Origin of the sequence: Clostridium sp. AM34-11AC, assembly GCF_003435375.1 — a bacterium.
Classification (GTDB): Bacteria; Bacillota; Clostridia; order Lachnospirales; family Lachnospiraceae; genus Pilosibacter; species Pilosibacter fragilis.
Genome location: NZ_QWGL01000014.1, coordinates 1 through 21,070 on the forward strand (window position 1 = coordinate 1; position 21,070 = coordinate 21,070).

22 protein-coding genes, 3 tRNA genes and 1 pseudogene are annotated in these 21,070 nt (G+C 46.9%); 24 read left to right on the forward strand and 2 right to left on the reverse strand.

Annotated elements, in window-relative coordinates:
- The first annotated feature begins 317 nt into the window (after positions 1–317).
- The 21 genes from DW826_RS09765 (at position 318) to DW826_RS18615 (ending at position 19,620) form a co-directional block, all read left to right on the forward strand.
- The gene (locus DW826_RS09765) at positions 318–920 is read left to right on the forward strand and encodes an ECF transporter S component (protein WP_117504062.1); all 603 of its coding nucleotides are present in this window, start codon (positions 318–320) and stop codon (positions 918–920) included.
- Positions 921–978: 58 nt separating this feature from the next.
- Positions 979–1,755: an energy-coupling factor transporter transmembrane component T gene (locus DW826_RS09770; RefSeq protein ID WP_117469629.1), complete on the forward strand. Its 777-nt coding sequence runs from the start codon at positions 979–981 to the stop codon at positions 1,753–1,755.
- Positions 1,743–3,443: an ABC transporter ATP-binding protein gene (locus DW826_RS09775; protein ID WP_117552630.1), complete on the forward strand. Its 1,701-nt coding sequence runs from the start codon at positions 1,743–1,745 to the stop codon at positions 3,441–3,443. Before DW826_RS09770 ends, DW826_RS09775 begins: the two co-directional genes overlap by 13 nt.
- Before the next feature lie 428 nt (positions 3,444–3,871).
- The gene (locus DW826_RS09780) at positions 3,872–4,792 is read left to right on the forward strand and encodes a carbon-nitrogen hydrolase family protein (protein WP_117552631.1); all 921 of its coding nucleotides are present in this window, start codon (positions 3,872–3,874) and stop codon (positions 4,790–4,792) included.
- The gene (locus DW826_RS09785; protein WP_015554272.1) at positions 4,792–5,409 is read left to right on the forward strand and encodes a flavodoxin family protein; all 618 of its coding nucleotides are present in this window, start codon (positions 4,792–4,794) and stop codon (positions 5,407–5,409) included. Before DW826_RS09780 ends, DW826_RS09785 begins: the two co-directional genes overlap by 1 nt.
- 30 nt (positions 5,410–5,439) lie before the next feature.
- Entirely contained in the window at positions 5,440–6,027 is a 588-nt protein-coding gene (locus tag DW826_RS09790; protein ID WP_347472323.1) for an NUDIX hydrolase, read from the forward strand.
- 90 nt (positions 6,028–6,117) lie between these two features.
- The gene (locus DW826_RS09795; protein ID WP_015554274.1) at positions 6,118–6,285 is read left to right on the forward strand and encodes a hypothetical protein; all 168 of its coding nucleotides are present in this window, start codon (positions 6,118–6,120) and stop codon (positions 6,283–6,285) included.
- A gap of 35 nt (positions 6,286–6,320) precedes the next feature.
- A complete protein-coding gene (locus DW826_RS09800) occupies positions 6,321–6,608 on the forward strand; it encodes a GNAT family N-acetyltransferase (protein WP_242994078.1) in 288 nt (95 codons plus the stop codon).
- 120 nt (positions 6,609–6,728) lie between these two features.
- A complete protein-coding gene (locus DW826_RS09805; protein ID WP_117552656.1) occupies positions 6,729–7,475 on the forward strand; it encodes an EFR1 family ferrodoxin in 747 nt (248 codons plus the stop codon).
- A 100-nt stretch (positions 7,476–7,575) separates the two neighbouring features.
- Positions 7,576–7,734 (forward strand): hypothetical protein, encoded by a 159-nt coding sequence (locus tag DW826_RS09810; RefSeq protein WP_242994079.1) that lies wholly within the window; start codon positions 7,576–7,578, stop codon positions 7,732–7,734.
- Positions 7,735–7,849: 115 nt separating this feature from the next.
- Positions 7,850–8,647 carry a carbon-nitrogen hydrolase family protein gene (locus DW826_RS09815; RefSeq protein WP_117552633.1) on the forward strand — a complete coding sequence of 266 codons (798 nt, stop codon included), beginning with the start codon at positions 7,850–7,852 and terminating at the stop codon, positions 8,645–8,647.
- Positions 8,648–9,237: 590 nt separating this feature from the next.
- Positions 9,238–9,537 carry a hypothetical protein gene (locus tag DW826_RS09825; RefSeq protein ID WP_347472324.1) on the forward strand — a complete coding sequence of 100 codons (300 nt, stop codon included), beginning with the start codon at positions 9,238–9,240 and terminating at the stop codon, positions 9,535–9,537.
- Positions 9,538–9,846: 309 nt separating this feature from the next.
- The gene (locus DW826_RS09830; RefSeq protein WP_117552635.1) at positions 9,847–10,998 is read left to right on the forward strand and encodes a PLP-dependent aspartate aminotransferase family protein; all 1,152 of its coding nucleotides are present in this window, start codon (positions 9,847–9,849) and stop codon (positions 10,996–10,998) included.
- Positions 10,999–11,029: 31 nt separating this feature from the next.
- Positions 11,030–12,208 carry a MalY/PatB family protein gene (locus DW826_RS09835; RefSeq protein ID WP_117552636.1) on the forward strand — a complete coding sequence of 393 codons (1,179 nt, stop codon included), beginning with the start codon at positions 11,030–11,032 and terminating at the stop codon, positions 12,206–12,208.
- Between the two features lie 342 nt (positions 12,209–12,550).
- Complete coding sequence (locus tag DW826_RS09840; protein WP_015554280.1) at positions 12,551–12,784, forward strand: hypothetical protein; 234 nt, start codon at positions 12,551–12,553, stop codon at positions 12,782–12,784.
- 73 nt (positions 12,785–12,857) lie between these two features.
- The gene (locus DW826_RS09845) at positions 12,858–13,718 is read left to right on the forward strand and encodes a hypothetical protein (protein WP_117552637.1); all 861 of its coding nucleotides are present in this window, start codon (positions 12,858–12,860) and stop codon (positions 13,716–13,718) included.
- 323 nt (positions 13,719–14,041) lie between these two features.
- Complete coding sequence (gene tnpA / locus DW826_RS09850) at positions 14,042–14,482, forward strand: IS200/IS605 family transposase (protein WP_117552638.1); 441 nt, start codon at positions 14,042–14,044, stop codon at positions 14,480–14,482.
- Entirely contained in the window at positions 14,445–15,563 is a 1,119-nt protein-coding gene (locus tag DW826_RS09855) for an RNA-guided endonuclease TnpB family protein (protein WP_117552639.1), read from the forward strand. Before tnpA ends, DW826_RS09855 begins: the two co-directional genes overlap by 38 nt.
- A gap of 270 nt (positions 15,564–15,833) precedes the next feature.
- Entirely contained in the window at positions 15,834–18,362 is a 2,529-nt protein-coding gene (locus DW826_RS09860; protein ID WP_117552640.1) for a heavy metal translocating P-type ATPase, read from the forward strand.
- A gap of 247 nt (positions 18,363–18,609) precedes the next feature.
- The gene (locus DW826_RS09865; protein WP_117471811.1) at positions 18,610–18,933 is read left to right on the forward strand and encodes a metal-sensing transcriptional repressor; all 324 of its coding nucleotides are present in this window, start codon (positions 18,610–18,612) and stop codon (positions 18,931–18,933) included.
- Positions 18,934–18,948: 15 nt separating this feature from the next.
- On the forward strand, positions 18,949–19,620 hold the full coding sequence (locus tag DW826_RS18615) for an HNH endonuclease (protein WP_117552641.1): 672 nt from the start codon (positions 18,949–18,951) through the stop codon (positions 19,618–19,620).
- A gap of 54 nt (positions 19,621–19,674) precedes the next feature.
- Here the strand turns inward: DW826_RS18615 and DW826_RS09875 are convergent, their stop codons facing one another.
- Positions 19,675–19,926, reverse strand: a complete 252-nt coding sequence (locus tag DW826_RS09875; protein WP_015554284.1) for a hypothetical protein — start codon at positions 19,924–19,926, stop codon at positions 19,675–19,677.
- A 448-nt stretch (positions 19,927–20,374) separates the two neighbouring features.
- Here DW826_RS09875 and DW826_RS09880 point away from each other — a divergent pair.
- The 3 genes from DW826_RS09880 (at position 20,375) to DW826_RS09890 (ending at position 20,646) form a co-directional block, all read left to right on the forward strand.
- A tRNA-Pro gene (locus DW826_RS09880) sits at positions 20,375–20,448 on the forward strand.
- 16 nt (positions 20,449–20,464) lie between these two features.
- Positions 20,465–20,536: transfer RNA gene (locus tag DW826_RS09885), tRNA-Glu, on the forward strand.
- A gap of 37 nt (positions 20,537–20,573) precedes the next feature.
- Positions 20,574–20,646 (forward strand) — tRNA-Thr (locus tag DW826_RS09890).
- A 114-nt stretch (positions 20,647–20,760) separates the two neighbouring features.
- On the opposite strand, the pseudogene DW826_RS18965 reads toward DW826_RS09890, so the two are convergent.
- A pseudogene (locus DW826_RS18965) lies at positions 20,761–20,940 on the reverse strand (site-specific integrase); the annotation flags it as partial.
- Positions 20,941–21,070: the final 130 nt, after the last annotated feature.

Sequence of the window (21,070 nt, forward strand, 5' to 3'; positions counted from 1 at the left end):
GAGGGGTAGGGGAGTTGAATAGGCGAAGCCTATTTTTGATGGATTTTTGCTCGTGACTGTGAAGGTACTGAACAGTTACCTATTTGGAAGCTTTTGCGCTTGATGCGCCAACTGGATGGTTGCGGTGAAGCCACAATTTAGTATGTTCCGGAGGGAGGATATGTATGGGAAGGGAGCAGATGCTGCCGTCTTAGATTTTAGTGAGTCTAAGGTAGCGGAATCTAGTGCTTCTGGGAGAAATGGTCAGGAAAGACGTGAGAAGCTCCTGATAAACTGGCAAGGATGAAGATTAAGAAAAAAGAAAGGGTATATGAGGTATGAAGAATTTATTTAAAACAAAGTTTGATGCGGCAGTGATCGTGCTGATCCCGGCCTGCATCGGTATCAATTATCTTGGAAAGCTGTTTGCGAGTGTATTAAAACTTCCGTTATGGCTGGATTCTATCGGAACATGCATCGGTGGATGCCTTGGCGGTCCGATCATCGGCGCGATCTGCGGTGCGGCGAACAACCTGATCTATGGTTTTTCCGCGGGAGATAATATTACGCTTATCTATGCATTGACAAGCTTAGGTATTGGAGCGGCAGTTGGAATCATGGCCCGCCTTGGATTTATGAAATCATTCCCGAAGGCAATTCTTACAGCCTGTGCAGCCGGTCTTGCAGCGGTTGTGATCTCCACCCCGTTAAACGTATTATTCTGGGGCGGTACTACTGGAAATGTATGGGGTGACGCTGTGTTCGCAGCAACTCAGGCGGCTTCCATGCCGGTATTTCTGGGATCTCTGTTAGATGAAGTTGTTGTGGATGTTCCGGACAAACTGATCACTCTGATCGTTGTATTCTTTATTTTGAAGGGTCTTCCAAAGAAGCTTACAACGCTGTATGAGGCAAATTCCGAGATCGAGACTCTGGACTAATCAGATTTAGAAAAGGAAATGCAGCTGTTCTTCGGAGCAGCTGCCGGGAAACAAATATATGAAAAGTATCAGCCTGTTTGTAGATAACGGGACATATCTGACGAAGGTGCATCCCTTTACAAAATTGATGTATATCGCTGCCGCCATCAGTATTCCGCTGATCACTGGAAAGCTTTGGATGTTTGGTGTGTTTATCGCAGTCAGTCTCTGTGTTCTGGCCAGCGGAAAGATCCTGAAAAAGACGTTTCCGCTGATCGCTTTTTCTTTTACGATCCTTTTGACGATTTTCCTGATCCATGGATTGTTCAACCAGAGAAACGAGAATGTGCTGTTTCTGATCGGCGGGCTGAAATTTTACAGAGAGGGCACACTTTACGCCCTCCATATCGGTTTAAACATTCTGAACATGCTGCTGTCCTTTGCGGTGTTCGTCCTCTCTACCAAGCCGTCTGAGTTTGTGGATGAGCTGGAGAAACGTGGGTTTTCACCGCGTTTCGGTTACATCGTGACATCCGTGTTCCAGATCATCCCGCAGATGATGGGAACTATGAATACGATCATGGACGCGCAGCGCAGCCGCGGACTGGAGACAGAAGGAAATCTGCGGACCCGTGCTAAGGCATTTTTACCGCTGATCTCCCCGGTGGTCATGAGTTCCCTGATCAATACCAGAGAGCGGGCGATCGCTCTGGAGGTGCGTGGATTCGGCGCAGGAAAAAAGAAAACCTGGCTGTCAGATCGGAAACGTCACAAGGGAGACCAGGAGATCACGATCTTACTGGGACTCTGCATTCTGGCAGCTATTGCATGGAGGATCGTTGTATGTCTGAGATAATCATTGAAAATTTACGATACCGCTATCCTCACGCGAAGAAACTGGCGCTGGATGGTTTGAACTTTTCAGTAGAAAAGGGAGAGTTTATCGGTATTATCGGAGAAAACGGAGCAGGAAAAAGCACGCTGAGCCAGGCGATTATGGGGCTTGTTCCGCAGTTTTACAAGGGAGCTTACGGCGGAAAAGTCATTGTGGACGGCATAGAGGCCGGAAAGACTCCGGTATCACAGCTCTGTGGTCATGTGGGTCTGGTGTTCCAGAATCCGTTTAACCAGCTGTCCGGAGCAAAGGACAATGTATATGAGGAAGTCGCTTTCGGAATGCAGAACCTGGGAATTCCGGCCGAAGAGATGAAGGAGCGGGTGGAGAACGCCCTGAAGCTCCTTGATATCTGGCAGTATCGCGATCGAAATCCGTTTGATCTGTCCGGAGGTCAGATGCAGCGTGTGGCGATCGCCAGCGTGCTGGTCATGCGGCCGGATGTCATGATCCTTGATGAACCGACTTCCCAGCTTGATCCGGAGGGAAGCGACGAGGTATTCCGGGCGGTTGAGACCCTGACGAATTCCGGTATCACGATCTTAATGATCGAGCAGAAGATCGAGAAACTGGCGGCTTACTGCGACCGCATTCTTCTTCTGCATGGTGGAAAGCAGATCGCGTTTGATACGCCGCAGAAGGTATTTTCCATGCCGGATCTTGCGGATTATGGGATTCAGGAACCGGCATTTACCCGGATCTGTAAGGCAGAACATGTGACTCTGCCGGATGGAACGTATCCGGTCACTGTGGAAGAGGCTGCCGGAGTGCTGAAAGAGAGACATGCGGGAAGAGCAGAGGCAAAAGGAGCTGCAAAGGCGGATAAAAAAAAGAATTCAGAAGTTTTAGGCGAGGAACAGTTCCTCATTAAGAATCTGGATTTTTCCTATCTTCCGGATGTGCCGGTCTTAAAGGCGTTGAACATGAGACTGGATAAGCGTCCGACGGCGATCATTGGCCAGAACGGAGCGGGAAAGACTACGTTGGTAAAGCTGTTGAAGGGACTGCTGAAGCCGGTATCCGGAAATATTTACTTCCGCGGCGAGGACATTTCTGGAAAAACGGTGGCGATGTTAGCTGGAAATGTTGGCTATGTGTTCCAGAATCCGGATGATCAGATCTTCAAATACAATGTGATGGACGAGATCATGTTTGGTCCGATGAATATCGGGATGGATCCGAAACGCGCGGAGGAAGAGGCAAAGCGGGCGCTGGAGCTGACAGGGTTGTCGGGTAAGGAGAAGGAAAATCCTTATGACCTTGAGTTATATGAGCGGAAGATGACTGCGATCGCTTCGGTTCTTGCCATGGACACGGATGTTTTGATTTTAGATGAGCCGACGATCGCCCAGGACTGGAAGGGACGCCAGATCATTGGCGGTATTATCCGCAGCCTGTCGGAGAGAGGAAAGCTTGTGATCGCGATCCTTCACGATATGGATTTTGTGGCGGAGAATTTTGAGCGCGTGATCATTATGGCTCATGGACAGGTGCTGGCGGATGGAACGGCCAGGGACGTGTTCATGCAGGATGAAGCGTTGAAAAAGGCAAGACTGCAGAAACCGTATATGATGCAGCTCGGTGAGGTACTGGGGTATGAGAGAGCGTATCTGACGGTGGATGAGATATTGAGAAATCAGGTGTCCTGATTAAAGTGAAAAAGATGTGCAGATCATTGGCCCGGGGAAGATTTGAGCCGATGGGGCACATCTTTTATCAGTTACAAAAATCATAAATATTTCGATCAGTTTACCATGTTGCTTTTGTTTTGTGATATACTGTTTTATATATTTTTTGGTCTCCGCTGCCGCTCTTCGTTCCACTACGGTCGGTTCAGAGCCAACGTCCCCTGGACGTTGTGAACCGGTCGGCACAGAGCAGAGGTCCGCCGGACCTCTTGTGGTCTTCGCTTCGCTACGGTCGGTGCAAAGCGGACATCCACCGGATGTCCTGCACCCTTGTATTTGTCCGTATCAGAGTTTGTAAACACCGGTGGGTTGATATAGCACAAGGGAAACAATAAGGGAAATTCACTTTTTACATCTGAGTTTACGGTAACGACAGGAGGAAAATTATTATGATCATCAAGAAGGATACATGTAAACTTGCATTGGTGCAGGCGGCACCAGTCATGTTTGATAAGGACAAATGTGTGGAGAAAATCATCACCCTGATCGGGGAGGCGGCCGCTAAGGGAGCGGAACTGATCGTTTTTCCTGAACTTTTTATTCCGGGATACCCATATGGAATGACTTATGGATTTACCGTCGGAAGCCGCAGCAGGGCGGGAAGAGAGGACTGGAAGACTTACTATGACAATTCGATCCTGGCGGATGGAGCGGAGATGCAGAGTATCGTTGATTGCGCGAAGGAACATTCGGTATATGTGAGTGTTGGGTATTCGGAGCGGGACGCTGTGACGGCGACACTTTATAATTCCAATATCATGATCGCACCAGACGGACAGACGATGAATCACAGAAAGCTGAAGCCTACCGGCAGCGAACGTGTGATCTGGGGAGATGCGGATAAGGATTTCTTCCCGGTAATGGAGACGCCTTGGGGACCGATGGGTAATCTGATCTGCTGGGAGAGCTACATGCCGCTTGCGAGAGTGGCGCTTTACCAGAAGGGAGTTGCGCTCTATATTTCCCCGAATACGAATGACAATGAGGAGTGGCAGAATACGATCCGCCATATCGCCATCGAGGGACACTGCTTCTTCATCAATGCGGATATGTACTTTACGAAGGATATGTACCCGAAGACCGCCAGCGGAGATGAGGAGATCGCGAAGATAAATGATATCGTGTGCCGGGGAGGAAGCTGCGTGATCGATCCTTACGGGCATGCGGTGAGTGAGACTGTGTGGGATAAAGAGGAGATCATCTACGCGGACCTCGACATGCAGAAGGTCCCGGCGAGCCGGATGGAGCATGATGTCTGTGGACATTACGCGAGACCGGACGTGTTGAAATTGAGTGTGGAGGATAAATAATGAAAGTATTGATGATCAATGGAAGCCCGCGGGCGAATGGAAATACATCGATCGCGTTGAATGAGATGAAGACGGTGTTTGAAAAAGAGGGAGTCGACGCGGAGATCGTGCAGGTCGGCAGTGAGGCGGTAAGAGGATGTATTGCCTGTAATCGATGCGCGGAGCTTGGGAAGTGTGTATTCGACGATGTGGTGAATAAGCTGGCGGTGAAGCTTTCGGAGGCTGATGGACTGGTGGTCGCAAGCCCTGTTTATTATGCGTCCGCAAATGCGACCCTCATCGCGGTTCTGGACCGGCTGTTTTATAGTACATCCTTTGATAAGACAATGAAAGTCGGGGCGAGCGTTGTCTGTGCGAGACGCGGGGGATGTTCGGCGACTTTTGACGAGTTAAATAAGTATTTTACGATCAGCAACATGCCGATCGCATCTAGTCAGTACTGGAACTCCATCCACGGGCGCGGACCGGGAGAAGCTGTGGGGGATGCGGAAGGTCTTCAGACGATGCGGGTTCTTGCGAGAAATATGACATTTCTCATGAAGAGCATTGAGCTTGGAAAAGAAAAGTATGGTCTTCCGGAGAAGGAAGAGGTCGTGCGGACGCATTTTATCAGATAGAGAAGAATGATATTGGAAGGAAATTATGCGATGAATCGGCAGAAACTGGTAAGTCAGATCAGCAGGTATGTGCCTTATAATGAGCAGGAAGAGGCGGATAAGGCTTTGATCTTAAACTGGATCGAGAAGAATGATGACGCGTTTCTTCGGGATAATGTGGTGGCGCACATGACGGCTTCGGCCTGGGTGGTGGATAAGGACAGGAGTAAAGTCCTTATGGTGTATCACAATATTTATCATTCCTGGTCATGGCTTGGCGGGCATGCGGATGGGGAGACAGATCTTCTGGCGGTTGCAATCCGGGAGGTGAAGGAAGAAGCAGGAATTTCCGATGTTAGGTCAGTGTCGGAGGAGATTTTTTCTCTGGAATCACTCACCGTTGACGGACATGTGAAAAAAGGACGGTATGTGTCCAGTCACCTGCATCTGAATGTGACGTATCTCCTGGAGGCGGATTCTGAGGAACAGGTGTCTGTGAAGGCGGATGAGAACAGTGGGGTCGCTTGGTTTACGCCGGAGGAGGCGTTAAAGAAATCTACGGAGCCGTGGTTTGTGGAGCGGGTGTATGCGAAGCTGATTGAGAAGACACGGTCACAGAGTGAAGCAAAAATTGGATAGGAGCTTTTTTGCGGTGACGGTCCTGATGGCGTGGATCGCTTGCATAGAGACAGTATTGACGGCATTTCGCGGGCAGGCAGCAGCTAAGAAATGTTTAAGGATGTCACAGAGGGCAAGGTCGTAGATACATTCAAGGCGATGGTGGAAGCAATGTTTAAAGGTGCCGCAACAGCTAAGGGAGCACTTAGTATCACACCGGAGAAGGTGATCGTTACAACACCGGGTGCAGATAAAAAAAGAGCTGTAATTGGAAAGTAAAACTCCTATCGGCGCAGCCGATACGGAGTGGATTTTTGCATGTAACTATGTTTATCGGTGGACTGGGTGTCCGGAAACTATCCGGAGCGTTTATACAAGGCTCTGATGAATTCTCCACGGTGCTGACTGTCTGGGATGGAGAGCGGCTTGTGGGGCTGACGCGGGTACTTGATGATACGGAGATGCTGGCGCAGATCCATTATGTGCTGGTAGATCCGGAATATCAGGGACAGGGAATCGCCGGCAGGATGATCGAGTATATCAAGGATAAATTCCCAGCCGCGGCATCGCAAGGTTGCGGGTCGCGCATTGTTAAGCTGTAGTTTGATTTTTGGGGCTGATATGATAGAATGTGGGTGACGACGGAAAGAGTCGGATATTGGAGAGAGTATTTTTTAGGAAAATTAAAGATTTATTCAGGAGAGCTTTTAAAGGGGAAAATTATGGCAAATTATAATGTTTATTTTAGTCCGACGGGCACGACAGAAAGAGTCGTAAAACATATGGGAGAAAGTTTTGGCAGTATGGAAAATATTGACCTGTCGAGACGGGATATGAAAAATCATGAAATGAAACAGGGGGATTTTTGTATTGTGGGAGTTCCGTCCTTCGGAGGACGTGTTCCGGGAATTGCGACCGAGAGACTTCGGAAAATGAAGGGTGACCGCACGCCGGCATTTTTACTGGTTACATATGGCGGAAGAGCGTATGAGGATACTCTGGTGGAATTGAAGGATGTGCTTGAGGCTCAGGGCTTTGTATGTATTGGGGCTGCTGCGATTGTGGCGGAACATTCAATCGCCCATCAGATCGAAGCGGGGCGTCCGTCAGCGCAGGATTACGATGAACTTGATACGTTTGCAGCTGAGGTGAAGGAGCGCCTAAAGGGGAATGTCTGTCCGGTTGAGGTGCCGGGAAACAGGCCTTATAAGGAATACAAGGTTCTGCCGATGGACATCCAGGTGTCAGATGAATGTATGGGATGCGGAAACTGCGCGGAGAGCTGTCCGGTTGGAGCGATATCGTTTGAGGATCCGAAGATGACGAACGGAGAAGCCTGCATTTCATGTATGAGATGCGTGGAGATCTGTCCGCAGAGTGCCAGAAGCGGGAATCTTGAAAAGGTCCAGATGATTTCGGAGAAACTGAAAATGATCTGTCAGCCGGATAAGGCGAATGAGTTTTTCTGATTTAGAGATAGTTGGGAGAAATGTTTTGAAGATATATGAATTAAAGGAACGGACGCAATTTCTTCCGGGACCTGTTGAGGCCTGAGAGGACTCGGTCCGGGTGACGCATTTGTTTCTTTCGGATGCGGAGATTTTAAAGATCAAGGAGTATGTTCCGCAGGCGGTTGGATTTTATGAGCATATGGGATTTGAGACGCATAAGCGGACGGAACTTGATGAGGAGGGAAATCCGTATCCGTTGTTATACATGAGACGGTGATGGAGAGCGGAACCGGTGAAATGTTTAGATAGGATATGTGATGCGGAAAAGAAAATAAAGTGGTGTAGATGAAAATATTTTGATCAAAACTGTACGAAAAATGTGGAGATCTGTTATGAAGATTGCGCTTTGTCAGATGGAAAATAAGGGAAGTGTTCAGGAAAATTTGGAGGGCAGTTTGCGGGCGGTAAGGGAAGCGGCTTCGCAGCATGCAGACCTGATCCTTTTTCCGGAGGTTCAGCTCACGGAGTTTTTTCCACAGTATCCGGGGAAGGATGTGTCGAGATACCGGGTCAGGATAGACTCGGAGATCGTGAAGGCGTTTTGTGATGTGGCCAGGGAACATCAGATCATGGTGGTGCCGAATCTTTATCTGGAGGAACATGGGAAAGCCTATGACGCGAGTCTTCTGATTCGGAAGGATGGGACGATCGCCGGTGTCCAGAAGATGGTACATGTGGCACAGGCGGACAAGTTTTTTGAGCAGGATTATTATACACCTGCCGATGATGGATTTAAGGTATTTGAGACGGAATTCGGGAAGATCGGTCTGGTGATATGTTTTGACAGGCATTATCCGGAGAGTATCCGGACGGAGGCGTTGATGGGAGCGGATCTGATCCTGATTCCGACTGTAAATACGAAGGCGGAGCCGTCTGAAATGTTTGAGTGGGAGCTCCGGGTGCAGGCATTCCACAACAGCGTGTTTATCGCCATGTGCAATCGTGTCGGGATGGAAGGAGAAATGGATTTTTCAGGGGAATCGATCATTGTCGATGCGAATGGAAATACCGTTTTGAAGGCGGATGATAGGGAGCAGATTCTTTATGCGGATATTGATCTGGCGCAGAGCTGTGAGATTAGGGGCAGGAGACCATATACGAATCTCAGGCGGAAAGAGCTTTATGTGTGAGGAAAATCGATTCTGAAATTCAGACAGTCTCTTACAGAGGACTCATTGGCGCTGCAGAATGGAGCGAACGGAAACACGGCGATCGCATTGGACGAAATGAAAAAAAGCCATGTACGTCTTTCTGACATTGTGACAAATGAGCAGCTATCACTTACTGCGGCTTCAAAATTGGGAATATCGATTCCTGAAAGTTTTATTATCAATACAGGTGCTGCAAGGGATGACGAGATACTATTTGCCACGAAACGATATGACCGTGTAATTCCAAAGAACGCAGCGTACATCAATGGTCTCATACGACCTTTTCGGCTTCATCAGGAAGATTTCGCTCAGGCACTTGGAATACCAGCGTATGAAAAGTATGAGAATGGGAACAAGCAGTATCTTTTAAAAGCGTTTCAGCTTTTAAGAAATAATGTGGCGGATCCTCTTACAGATCAATTAAAATTGTGGGATATGTTGATCTATGATTATCTGAATTGTATTATCGGATGCATCCGGTGGAGGATGAAAAGGAAACGATATATGTGCCTGTGTCGAATTCGGACTCTGCTTTGAGACCATGCCTGACAGAAGAGAATGCGTGGAAATTGATCGAAAAGATCCCAGAAATTTCGACGCCATGGACGGAGAACGAGAAGATGCGGGAGCAGAAGTATAAAGAGGCGATCAAGGCGAATGACCCGAAGGCGTTGGTTGTGATCATAAAGATGATCTACCAGCGGAAGCAGCAGCGACTCGCGCAGGGAAAGAAATGCACAGCGACGGATACGAAATATTTCCAGATCGCGGAAAAGCTCTTGTATGAGGAACTGGGAACAGCCATCGGGAAGCCGAAGCAGGAGATCGTCGACACGATCGTTGAGCATATTGGACAAAATTCTGTTTGATTTTTTCGGAAAACAGGAAATATCATTGTTGATGAACGAGTAGCAGACTGGTGTAAATCCGGTTTTGTTGCTCGTTTTTTATTTCAGTCGAGAAGACTCCCATCTTTTTTAGAAAATGATTCGGTTCTATGACCTGGATTGGTGTTTCTTTTTATCGAATAGTTATAGGTTTTCCCTATATGTAACCATAAAATAGAAAGATTATACAGAACTGCTGTCCGGTGGTAGATTATTATCAAATATCCTATGGGGGTAGTAGGAATATGAACTCTCTATTTACAAGAGAAAACAAGACAGGAGTGAAAAGATATGGAGAGAGGAATTAATACACGATGTTTACACTTAGAGGAAACAGAAGGAAAAACAGATAATTACGGAGCACTGAGCTACCCGATCTATCAGACAGCGACTTACGCCCATGCAGGTGTCGGAAAAAGCACCGGATACGATTACAGCAGACTTCAGAATCCGACAAGAGAGCAGCTTGAGAAGGTGGTTGCAAGCCTGGAGGGCGGCATCGATGCTTTCGCCCTTTCGAGCGGAATGGCGGCGATCACACTGCTTATGGAAATCTTCAAGCCGGGTGACCATATTATCGCTGAGGCAGATCTCTACGGCGGAAGTGTCCGTCTGTTCGACAATGTCTCGAAAAAGAACGGATATGAGTTTACATACTTAAACTGTTCCAGGGATGACATTGAAGGTGCCATAAAGGAGAACACGAAGGCGGTCTACATAGAGACGCCGACGAACCCGATGATGAACGTATCTGATATTTCCAAGATCGCGGAGATCGCAAAAAGACACGGACTCTACCTGATCGTCGACAACACATTCCTGTCCCCATATTTTCAGAATCCGTTAAAACTCGGCGCGGATATCGTGATCCACAGCGGAACGAAGTTCCTGGGCGGACACAACGATACCTTAGCCGGATTTATCGTGACAAACAACGAAGAAGTTCAGGAAAAACTACGGTTTATCATAAAGACCACAGGAGCCGGACTTGCACCGTTCGACTGCTGGCTGATCTTAAGAGGCATCAAGACTCTCGGAATCCGCATGGAGCGGTCCCAGGAAAATGCCATCAAGATCGCAAACTGGCTGAAGGAACAGCCAGTGGTGAAACATGTCTATTACCCGGGACTTCCGGAACACCCGGGTTATGAGATCATGAAGAAGCAGGCAAGAGGATTCGGCGCGATGCTGACCTTTGATGTGGACACAGAGCCCCATGCGCTGCAGATCCTTGAGAGTGTCAGAATGATCAAATTTGCGGAGAGCCTCGGCGGCGTGGAGACACTGATCACCTACCCGACGACCCAGACCCATGCGGATGTGCCGGAGAAAGTACGGCTGAAAAATGGAATCACGCCGTGCACGCTCCGGCTTTCGGTCGGAATTGAGGATATCGAGGATCTTCTCGCGGAATTATCGAAGGTATTTGGCGAGCTGAAATAAGACATGGGGCAAAAGGAGAGAGGATATCGGTATGACGGAAAGAAATTTGAATTTTGATGAGATCATTGATCGCCGGGGCACGGACTGCCTGAAATATGACTTTGCAAAGAGGAGAGGAAAGCCGGCAGACGTTCTCCCGCTCTGGGTGGCAGACATGGATTTCAAGACATCTTCCTACGTGGAGGATGCGCTGATCGAGCGGGCAAAACATGGAATTTTTGGTTACAGCGATACTCAGGAAGTATATTTTAACGCGGTGGCAGGATGGATGGAACGGCATCATCACTGGAAGATCAAAGAGGACTGGCTGATCAAGACTCCGGGTGTGGTATTTGCCCTGGCAATGGCGGTAAAGGCGTTCACAAAGGTCGGTGACAGCATACTGGTCCAGCAGCCGGTCTACTATCCATTTTCCGAGGTGATCCGGGACAATGACCGTGTGATCGTCAGCAATGACTTGATCCTGGGGGACGATAACCGGTATCATATCGACCTGGCTGATTTTGAAAAGCAGATCGTGGAACATGATGTGAAGCTGTTCCTTCTCTGCAATCCCCACAACCCGTCAGGAAGAGTGTTTACGAAGGAAGAACTGACTGCAATGGGAGATATCTGTGTGAAGCACGGCGTCACGGTGGTCAGCGATGAGATTCACAACGATTTTGTGTTCCGGGGTGAACATACGGTGTTTGCGTCCATCAAGAAGGAGTTCGAGGACATCTGCGTGGTCTGCACGTCTCCGAGCAAAACCTTCAACCTGGCCAGCATGATGATCTCGAATATATTTGTCCCGAATAAGGAGCTGAGACAAAAATTTCAGCATCAGGTCGATGCCGCGGGAATCAGCCAGCTGGGCGTACTGGGACTTGTGGCGACACAGACGGCGTATGAGAAGGGCGACGAGTGGTACGAGAGCATGCTCAAATATGTCTGGGAAAATATCGCCTACGTAAAGAAATATGTGAAGGACAACATGCCGGGAGTGAACGTCATTGACGGCGAGGGAACCTACCTCTTGTGGCTGGATTTCAGAGCGACCGGAATTGATGCCGATGAGCTGGACCGTCGGATCATCTACGACGCGAAGCTGTGGCTGGACAGCGGAAAGATCTTCGGAAAGACAGGAACCGGATTCCAGAGGATCAATGTGGCGGTACCGAGGAAGACGATTGAGGAGTGCATGAAAAGAATAGAAGGAATACTGAAATAGCGCATTTTTGGTCTCATAGGAAGACCGGGATCGCAGAATATGGATTGTGACAGGATAAAAAGTCTCTGGGACAGATTGGAAAATTTTTTGATCTGTTCCGGAGACTTTTTTGCAGCTTCCTGCACGATGAATGGGAAGTTACGGAATCCTTACGAAACATGTACGATTTCATTAGAATCCTCCATTAAAAAGAACCGTATGCTATAATAAAATTGGCAGAAAACATGTGAATTCCAGAAAATATGGAACGTTCAGGCAGGAGAAGGATAGAAAGAAATTGGAAATGTAACAGGATGAAAAAAGTGTGAGTGGTAACAGATTTTCAGTGAGGAGGAATGCGGAATGAAGAGAGTGCTGATCGGTGGCTTTTTATCTTTGATCGGAAGTATCTGGGCGATGGCGGTGCTGTTTGTTGCGGGAAGTAATCTGACGTCCGGATGGACAACTCCACCGGGGAGATTTATGACTACGGTGGCGGAAATGGGGCTGTCGGAAGTGTTTGGCATGGCGATCCTTTTCGTTGTTCTGGGGATTGTGATCATGATGGTTGAGTTATTCCGGAGAGATAAGCAGTAGAGATGGTATTCCGTCGATGGTTATGATTTTCTGCGAGTATGTCGTTATCATGTTAATAAGGAGTGAGATTGGTATGAAAAAGAAAACGATGATCCTTTTAACTGCTGTGCTATGCGCATCAGTTGGTGCGCTGGTCATGTTTTTAAACAGACCCTATAAACCAGTATCATTTACTGTCGATGGAGATCAGTGGTCGGCGAAAACTGTTGATGGAGATTCTCTGCTGCTGGAACTTCATAATGATAACAAAAGCAGAGAATGGTCAATCGTGTCGGAACCAGAAACTTTTGTAAGCGATTATCATAACATTGCGGAAAATATTTCAGAATTTCATATAATTGCATTGGAGGATGGAAATGGTGAGATGGTATTTCAATGTGTAAAAGATGATGGCAGCGCGGACATGTATACGCTTGGACTTTCTATTTCACGTCATCAGAAAACCAATCTTCAAATTGATTCAATTACCTTCAAAATTTCCGGGTGTCTGAAACAGAGGATGGAAGAAAAATTGACAGAAACAGCGAAAGAACCGCGGAAAATCGGGAATGCGCAAGGAAATTTACAAGGAATGGCAATCTATTCTTCCTTCCCTTTTGTGCACGAAGACTCACAATGGGAACTTCAGATCTATGTGCAGGAAGATATGCTCATAGATGGAGAACTGACTATGGATGACAGCTGTCGATTTCTGATACAGGCAGTTTCCGGAGAGGATTCCTATGTATTTTTAGATGAAATGATCCAGTTAGGTATACCGGAGGCGGATATCTGGGAGGACGAACAGGAAAAAATGCATATAGTGCTTCGGGATGTACGGACTGCCAGATATAAAGTGTCTGATTTTGTTTTCAATCCGGAAGAAAAGAAATTTATCGGCAGTGATGTACTGGATGGAGAAGGAATCAATTACATTGGAACGACCGGCAAGTAAGAGAATTTACACCGGCATGATACCGCGAAAAAGATGGTATCAGAGGGAAGGCTTTACATCGTATAAAGCCGTTATGCAGCCATGACTTCTTAATCGCAGTCCATTTTTAACAACACTTTGCAAGAATTCTCCCATCCTCTTTAGGTGGTGAGATAAATTGCCTTTTGGGAAAATCATGCAATATCTGGCATATTAAAACTGCACATATCTGTGCACATAAATGAAAACAAATATAGAAGAACGAATGTTCTGAAAAGCATAGACAAACAAGTGTTCCTGTGTTATAATATAATCAGTCGAAAGTAAAAGGAAAGGCTGATTTTATGAGAAAATTGGACAGTAATGCACATTCAGTGTTTCTACTCTATTATCATTTGATTCTGGTTATAAAATACCGAAAAAAGATACTGACGGATCCTGTTTCTGATCGGGCTCGGGAGATTTTTGAATATATCGCTCCGAAGTATCATATTACGTTAGAGGAATGGAATCATGATCGGGATCATGTTCATATCATGTTCCGGGCCCATCCGAAATCGGAACTCAGCAAATTTATCAATGCGTATAAAAGTGCAAGCAGCCGATTGATTAAAAAAGAGTATCCGGAGATTCGGCAGAAGCTTTGGGAAGAAATGTTCTGGAGCCAGAGTTTTTGTCTGTTAAGTGCTGGTGGTGCACCCATTGAGGTTATTCGCCAGTACATAGAAACACAGGGAGAAAATAAGAGTGAACATCGTGTACCGTTTTCGGATTTACCCGAATAAATCTCAAAAAGAACTATTTGCAAGGACATTTGGCTGTGTGCGTTTCGTGTATAACCGGATGCTGGCAGAAAAGAACGAATATTATGAGAAAACCGGAAAAGTATTAAAGGTTACGCCTGCAAAATATAAGGCAGAGTTTCCGTGGCTGAAGGAGGTAGACAGCCTGGCCTTGTGTAATGCGCAGCTGCATCTGCAGGCTGCCTATAAGAACTTTTTTCGGGATTCTTCAGTTGGCTTTCCGAATTTCAAGTCAAAAAAGAATCCGGTAAGAAGTTATACGACAAACTGTGTAAATGGAAATATTACTTTGCAGAATGGTAAACTGAAACTTCCGAAAGCAGGTTGGATCCGCATAAAACAGCATCGGAGTATCGATGATCGTTACATATTGAAGGGTGCCACCGTCAGCCAGGAAGCAGATGACAAGTATTATGTATCATTACTGTATGCGGCAGAAGAACCGGAACATGAAATCAGGTCAGTAAAAACCGCAGTCGGACTTGATTTTTCTATGAGAGAATTGTATGTAGATTCCCATGGAGCTCATGCGGATTATCCCCACTTTTTCCGAAAATCCCAGGAAAAACTTGCAAGGGAGCAGCGCAGGCTGAGTCATTGCGAAAAGGGGAGCAGCCGTTACATGAAACAGAAAAAGAAAATAGCCAGACTCCATGCTCATATTGCACATCAGCGGAAAGATTATCTGCACAAGGAATCCAGAAAGATAACCAATTTTTACGATCTTGTGTGCATAGAATCTTTGAACATGAAAGAAATGAGCCAGGATTCAAGGTTCGGAACGAGTGTTCATGATAATGGATGGGGAATGTTTACTGAGTTTCTTTCCTACAAATTAGAACGTGCCTGCAAGAAACTGGTTCGTATCGATAAGTGGTATCCCAGCTCAAAAATCTGCAGCTGTTGCGGAAAACTCAAAAAGGAGTTGAAACTGGAAGATCGTATCTATAGCTGCACCTGTGGAAATCAGATGAACCGTGATGAGAATGCAGCTATCAATATTTGCAGGGAAGGATTGAGAATATCGGGAGTTGAACTTGAAACAGAAAGAAAAATTTCCTGATCTCCTCCAAAACGTAGATTTTGTTCGGGACTGCGTAGATACGAAACAGTCCCGCTCGTAATAACAGAACCGTGGGACACACGGGGATAGCTCGCCTATGCTTTGCCCAATAGGGCAATCGAACGAGAAGCCCCCACTTCAAGTGTTAGCTAAGTGGAGGGAGTATGTCACAGAAAAAATCTCAAATACAGGTCTTGACATTTCTGCCGTTCGTGCTATTATTTACATATACCCCGTATGGGTATATGTAAATAGAAAGGAACGACAAAGATGGAACAGTATACAATAACAGGAATGAGCTGTGCTGCCTGCCAGACCCGCGTGGAGAAGGCAGTTTCCAAAGTGCCGGGCGTTATCTCCTGTTCCGTGAGCCTGCTCACGAACTCGATGGGTGTCGAAGGTACAGCTTCTTCCTCAGAAATTATTGAGGCAGTTCAGGCTGCCGGTTACGGCGCGTCCGTAAAAGGAGTGGAAAAGGCAGACGGATCCGGAAACGGCACTCTCTATGATGAATCTGCTCTGGAAGACCATGAAACCCCGGCCTTAAAGAAGAGACTCATTTCCTCCATCGGCTTCCTCTTAGTCCTCATGTATTTCTCCATGGGACACATGATGTGGAACTGGCCGCTTCCGGCTTTCTTCAACGGAAACCATGTGGCGATGGGGCTTTTGCAGCTCCTTCTCACCGTGATCGTCATGGTGATCAACCAGAAATTCTTTATCAGTGGCTTTAAGGGCCTGCTCCACGGTTCTCCGAATATGGATACTCTGGTAGCACTGGGCTCCAGTGCCTCCTTTGCCTGGAGCACCTATGCCTTATTTATGATGACAGATGCTCAGGTAAAAGGGAACGCGGATGCAGTCATGAGCTATATGCACGAGTTCTACTTTGAGTCCGCGGCGATGATCTTAACCCTTATCACCGTCGGGAAAATGCTGGAAGCGAGATCAAAGGGACGCACCACAGATGCCTTAAAAGGTTTAATGAAGCTGGCCCCGAAGACCGCCGTGATCGAAAGGGACGGTGTTGAGACTACGGTTCCGATCGCCCAGGTTAAAAAAGGCGATATTTTCGTGGTCCGTCCGGGTGAAAATATACCCGTGGATGGTATCGTCTTAGAGGGAAACAGCGCAGTAAATGAATCTGCTCTCACCGGGGAGAGTATTCCGGTGGATAAGGAGGCAGGTGACCCTGTCTCGGCTGCGACATTAAATCAGTCCGGCTTTATCCGCTGCGAGGCATCGAGAGTCGGAGAGGATACCACACTCTCCCAGATCATAAAAATGGTCAGCGATGCGGCGGCAACAAAAGCGCCCATCGCGAAGATCGCCGATAAGGTATCCGGCGTATTTGTACCTGCCGTGATCACGATCGCGATCATCACGACCATCGGCTGGCTCCTCGCAGGCGAGACCATGGCCTTCGCCTTAGCCCGAGGGATCTCCGTTCTCGTCATCAGCTGCCCGTGTGCATTAGGACTTGCAACGCCGGTAGCCATCATGGTGGGAAACGGAATGGGAGCGAAGAACGGAATCCTTTTTAAGACAGCAGTTTCGCTGGAAGAAACGGGAAAAGTAGAGATCGTTGCCTTAGATAAGACGGGGACCATCACAAGCGGGGACCCCCGCGTGACAGATCTCGTTCCGGAAGAGGGAGTGAGCGAGTCAGAACTTCTTTCCATGGCATACGCTCTCGAGAAGAAGAGCGAGCATCCGCTGGCGAAGGCAGTCCTCTTAAAGGGTGAGGAAATGGGGCTTTCCGCAGCTGATGTGACAGATTTTGCGGCACTTCCCGGAAACGGACTTTCTGCGAAATTAAATGGAAATACGATCTACGGCGGAAACATGAAGTTTGTCGGAACTCATGTGGCTGTTCCGGAAGATATGAAGAAGAAATCCGAAGCTCTCGCGGAGAGCGGAAAGACTCCGTTATTCTTTGCGGAGAATGAGAAGCTTGTGGGCATCATCGCTGTTGCGGATATGATCAAGGAAGACAGCCCACAGGCAATCAGGGAGCTGCAGAACATGGGAATCCATGTAGTCATGCTGACCGGTGATAATGAGCGCACCGCAAAGGCTGTCGGAAAAGAAGCCGGTGTCGATGAGGTCATCGCCGGAGTCCTCCCGGATGGTAAGGAGAGTGTGATCAGAAAGCTCAAGGAAAAAGGCAAGGTTGCCATGGTCGGCGACGGGATCAATGATGCTCCGGCCCTCACAAGAGCCGATATGGGAATCGCCATCGGAGCCGGAACCGACGTCGCTATCGATGCGGCGGACGTGGTCCTCATGAAGAGCCGCTTATCCGATGTCCCGGCAGCGATCCGCTTAAGCCGTGCGACGCTTACGAATATCCACGAGAATCTGTTCTGGGCATTTTTCTACAATGTGATCGGGATCCCGCTTGCCATGGGACTCTGGATCCCGGTATTCGGCTGGAAACTGAATCCGATGTTTGGTGCCGCAGCCATGAGCTTATCCAGCTTCTGCGTTGTATCCAACGCCCTGCGCTTAAATTTCTTTGATATCCGGCGTTCCGACAGGGACAAAAAGATAAAAACAAAAATCCATAACAATAAAGAAAAGGAGAGTAACATGATGGAAAAGACATTAAAAGTTGAAGGTATGATGTGTCCGCACTGCGAGGCAACTGTAAAAAAAGCACTTGAGGCCATTGACGGCGTATCCGTTGCAGAGGCAGATCACGTAAAAGGAACCGCAACGGTGACACTCACAAAAGATGTTCCGACCGAAGTGCTTAAAAAAGCCATCGAGGATAAGGATTACAAGGTGATCGGTTGAGAGTTGACTGCAAAAAATGATTGAATATCAGCTGCCCCGGGATGAAAGATTCCCGGGGTGGCTTTCCTGCTATATAGGCAAATGCCTGTGAGGCAGATCAGAGAAGAAAACATGATATCGTAGGAACGTAAAATTGGGGAGGTTGTGCATGGAGAAAAAATCATGTTGCTGTGCCGGAGAAGCGGAGACAGTAAATGTAAATATGGAGACAACAGGGGTAATAGGAGCAGAAGCAACAGCAAATACGGTGACTGCCGAAACAGAAACACCGTCCGATGATGCTGTCTGCCACTGCCGCCACAAACATAGAACAGAAAAGGAAGAGAAAGATCTTCTGACCCGCTTAAACCGCATTGAGGGGCAGGTCCGTGGCATCAAAGCTATGGTTCAGGACGAACGCTACTGCCCGGATATCCTGGTTCAGGTATCTGCCGTCCAGTCTGCCTTAAACGGCTTCTGCAAAGTTCTCTTATCCAACCACATCAAGACTTGTGTGGTGGAAGATATCAAGAACGGAAATGAGGAGACCGCTGTGGCGGAGCTTTGCGAGACGATCAAGAAGATGATGTAGAGATGGGAGGTAACAGTGAAATTTGAACTAAATGAATATCATCGAAATTCCTCTGATGATGAATTAATAGAGGACTTAAGAAATGTAGCTCATTTTTTGAAGAAAAATACTGTTACATTGAGCGAATACAATGAATATGGTCGTTTTCATGCTACTACATTAACAAGGCATTTTGGATCTTGGTTTAAATGCTTAGAATTAGCAGGACTTGCACCTTCGAGATCAAAAATAGGAATTTCAGATGAGGAACTATATGAAGACATTGAAAGAGTATGGATTAAGTTGGGTAAGCAACCATCATATTCGCAAATGAGAGACTTAACAAAATATTCAATGGGGATTTTTGAAAAAAGATTTGGTGGATGGAGACATTCGTTGGAAGCGTTTGTAAAATATATAAATGAAACCAGTGATGAGAATGATTCAGTAGCGGTTAATAAGAAAACAATAAAAGATAAAGGGCGGAACCATAAAACATCGCGATCAATTAATTTAAGAATTAGATTCTTAGTATTGAGAAGAGATGACTTTAAATGCTGTAAATGTGGCGCATCGCCAGCAAAAGATCCATCAGTTATTTTGCAGGTTGATCATATTATACCTTGGAGCAAGGGAGGAGAGACTGTATTAGAAAATCTTCAAACACTGTGTTCCGAGTGTAATATAGGAAAAAGTGATCTTATATAGAACAATCACAGGCATGGATTTTGATTTTCCAGCCTGCGATTATATCTCGTAAATCTATCCGATCGTGCGATAAGTAAAGAATGCGAAGCCGAGGATACAGAGGGACGCGATGATCTCGCTGATGATCCGGATGATGGTATTTGGGGCGCCGTTGCCGGCGATCCGGTGGATGATCCGGATACTCACAGTGATCGCCACAAGAATGATCAGTGTGAAGTACGCAGTTCGCAACGGAATTACATTGAAAGCGCCGAGACCGGCAGCGATCAGCATGGCAATGGAAAGAAGGATTCTGATTGCTTTCATAAAAACGCCCCCTCTGGATATAAAATTACGGAAAATTTAAGTTGAACGCACATGAACTCTGATGTGTGAACACGGTCAGTACAGGCTGACAAATTCTTTTCAGGATCACAGCATATCTTCGCAGAGTGCTTCTCCCAGATGGAGATGATATTCCCGCTCGGAAAGGTTGTTATGCTCTGACCCTTATAGAAGCGGGACTTCTCGATTGAGATAAGCAGATGCGATGAGTTCTCTTTTTGATATTATAACACTATTCTGCTCAAAAAGAAAACTTTTCTGTAAATATCTTTTCGAAAATTTAATCCGTCAGGCATGTGTGACAGATTGAAAATGGGAAGAAGAGTAGAAAATGTAGATAATGTAGAAAAAATGCAAAAAATAGAAAAAAATCAAAAAAAGCAGTTGACATTTTCATAAATCTATATTATACTTACGTACGTAATCGAGACGAGGCGTGGCTCAGTTTGGTAGAGCGCTGCGTTCGGGACGCAGAGGTCGCAAGTTCGAATCTTGTCGCCTCGACTTACTTAAATACTAAGGCCTGTTGGTCAAGCGGTCAAGACGACGCCCTCTCACGGCGTAAACCCGGGTTCGATTCCCGGACAGGTCACTTGCTGTTGCGTTATGCAGCAGCATTTTTTAAAGGTGCTTCCGTGGCTCAGTTGGTAGAGCAACGCATTCGTAATGCGTAGGTCGCCGGTTCGAGTCCGGCCGGGAGCTGAGTAAAAAACCCTTGAGAAATCAAGGGTTTTTCGTGTTTTTAGGGTTTTGATATTATGGGCAAAAAGAGCAAAAAAAGGGGCTTTGTCTACTATTTGTCTACTATTCAATTTTTTACCTGTGATTGACTACTGCCGGCTCATCCAGAAGAGCATCCGCCATGATGCTTGCAGCCTCTTTGCTGCTTTGATGAAAGAAGTACGCGTAGATATTTAATGTGGTGCTGGTATTGGCGTGGCCGAGGACTCCGGAGACGGCTCTTGGATCTAACTTCTTATTGATCAGAATCGAAGCGGTGGTGTGCCGTTACGGTATAATAACGACAAACAGAAAAAGCCTTTATTTTCAAGGGGTTTGAGCGTTTGTCGTCTTTTATTCAATTCCTTTTCCAAGTTGAAAATTGACGAAAACTATAAAGAAAAAA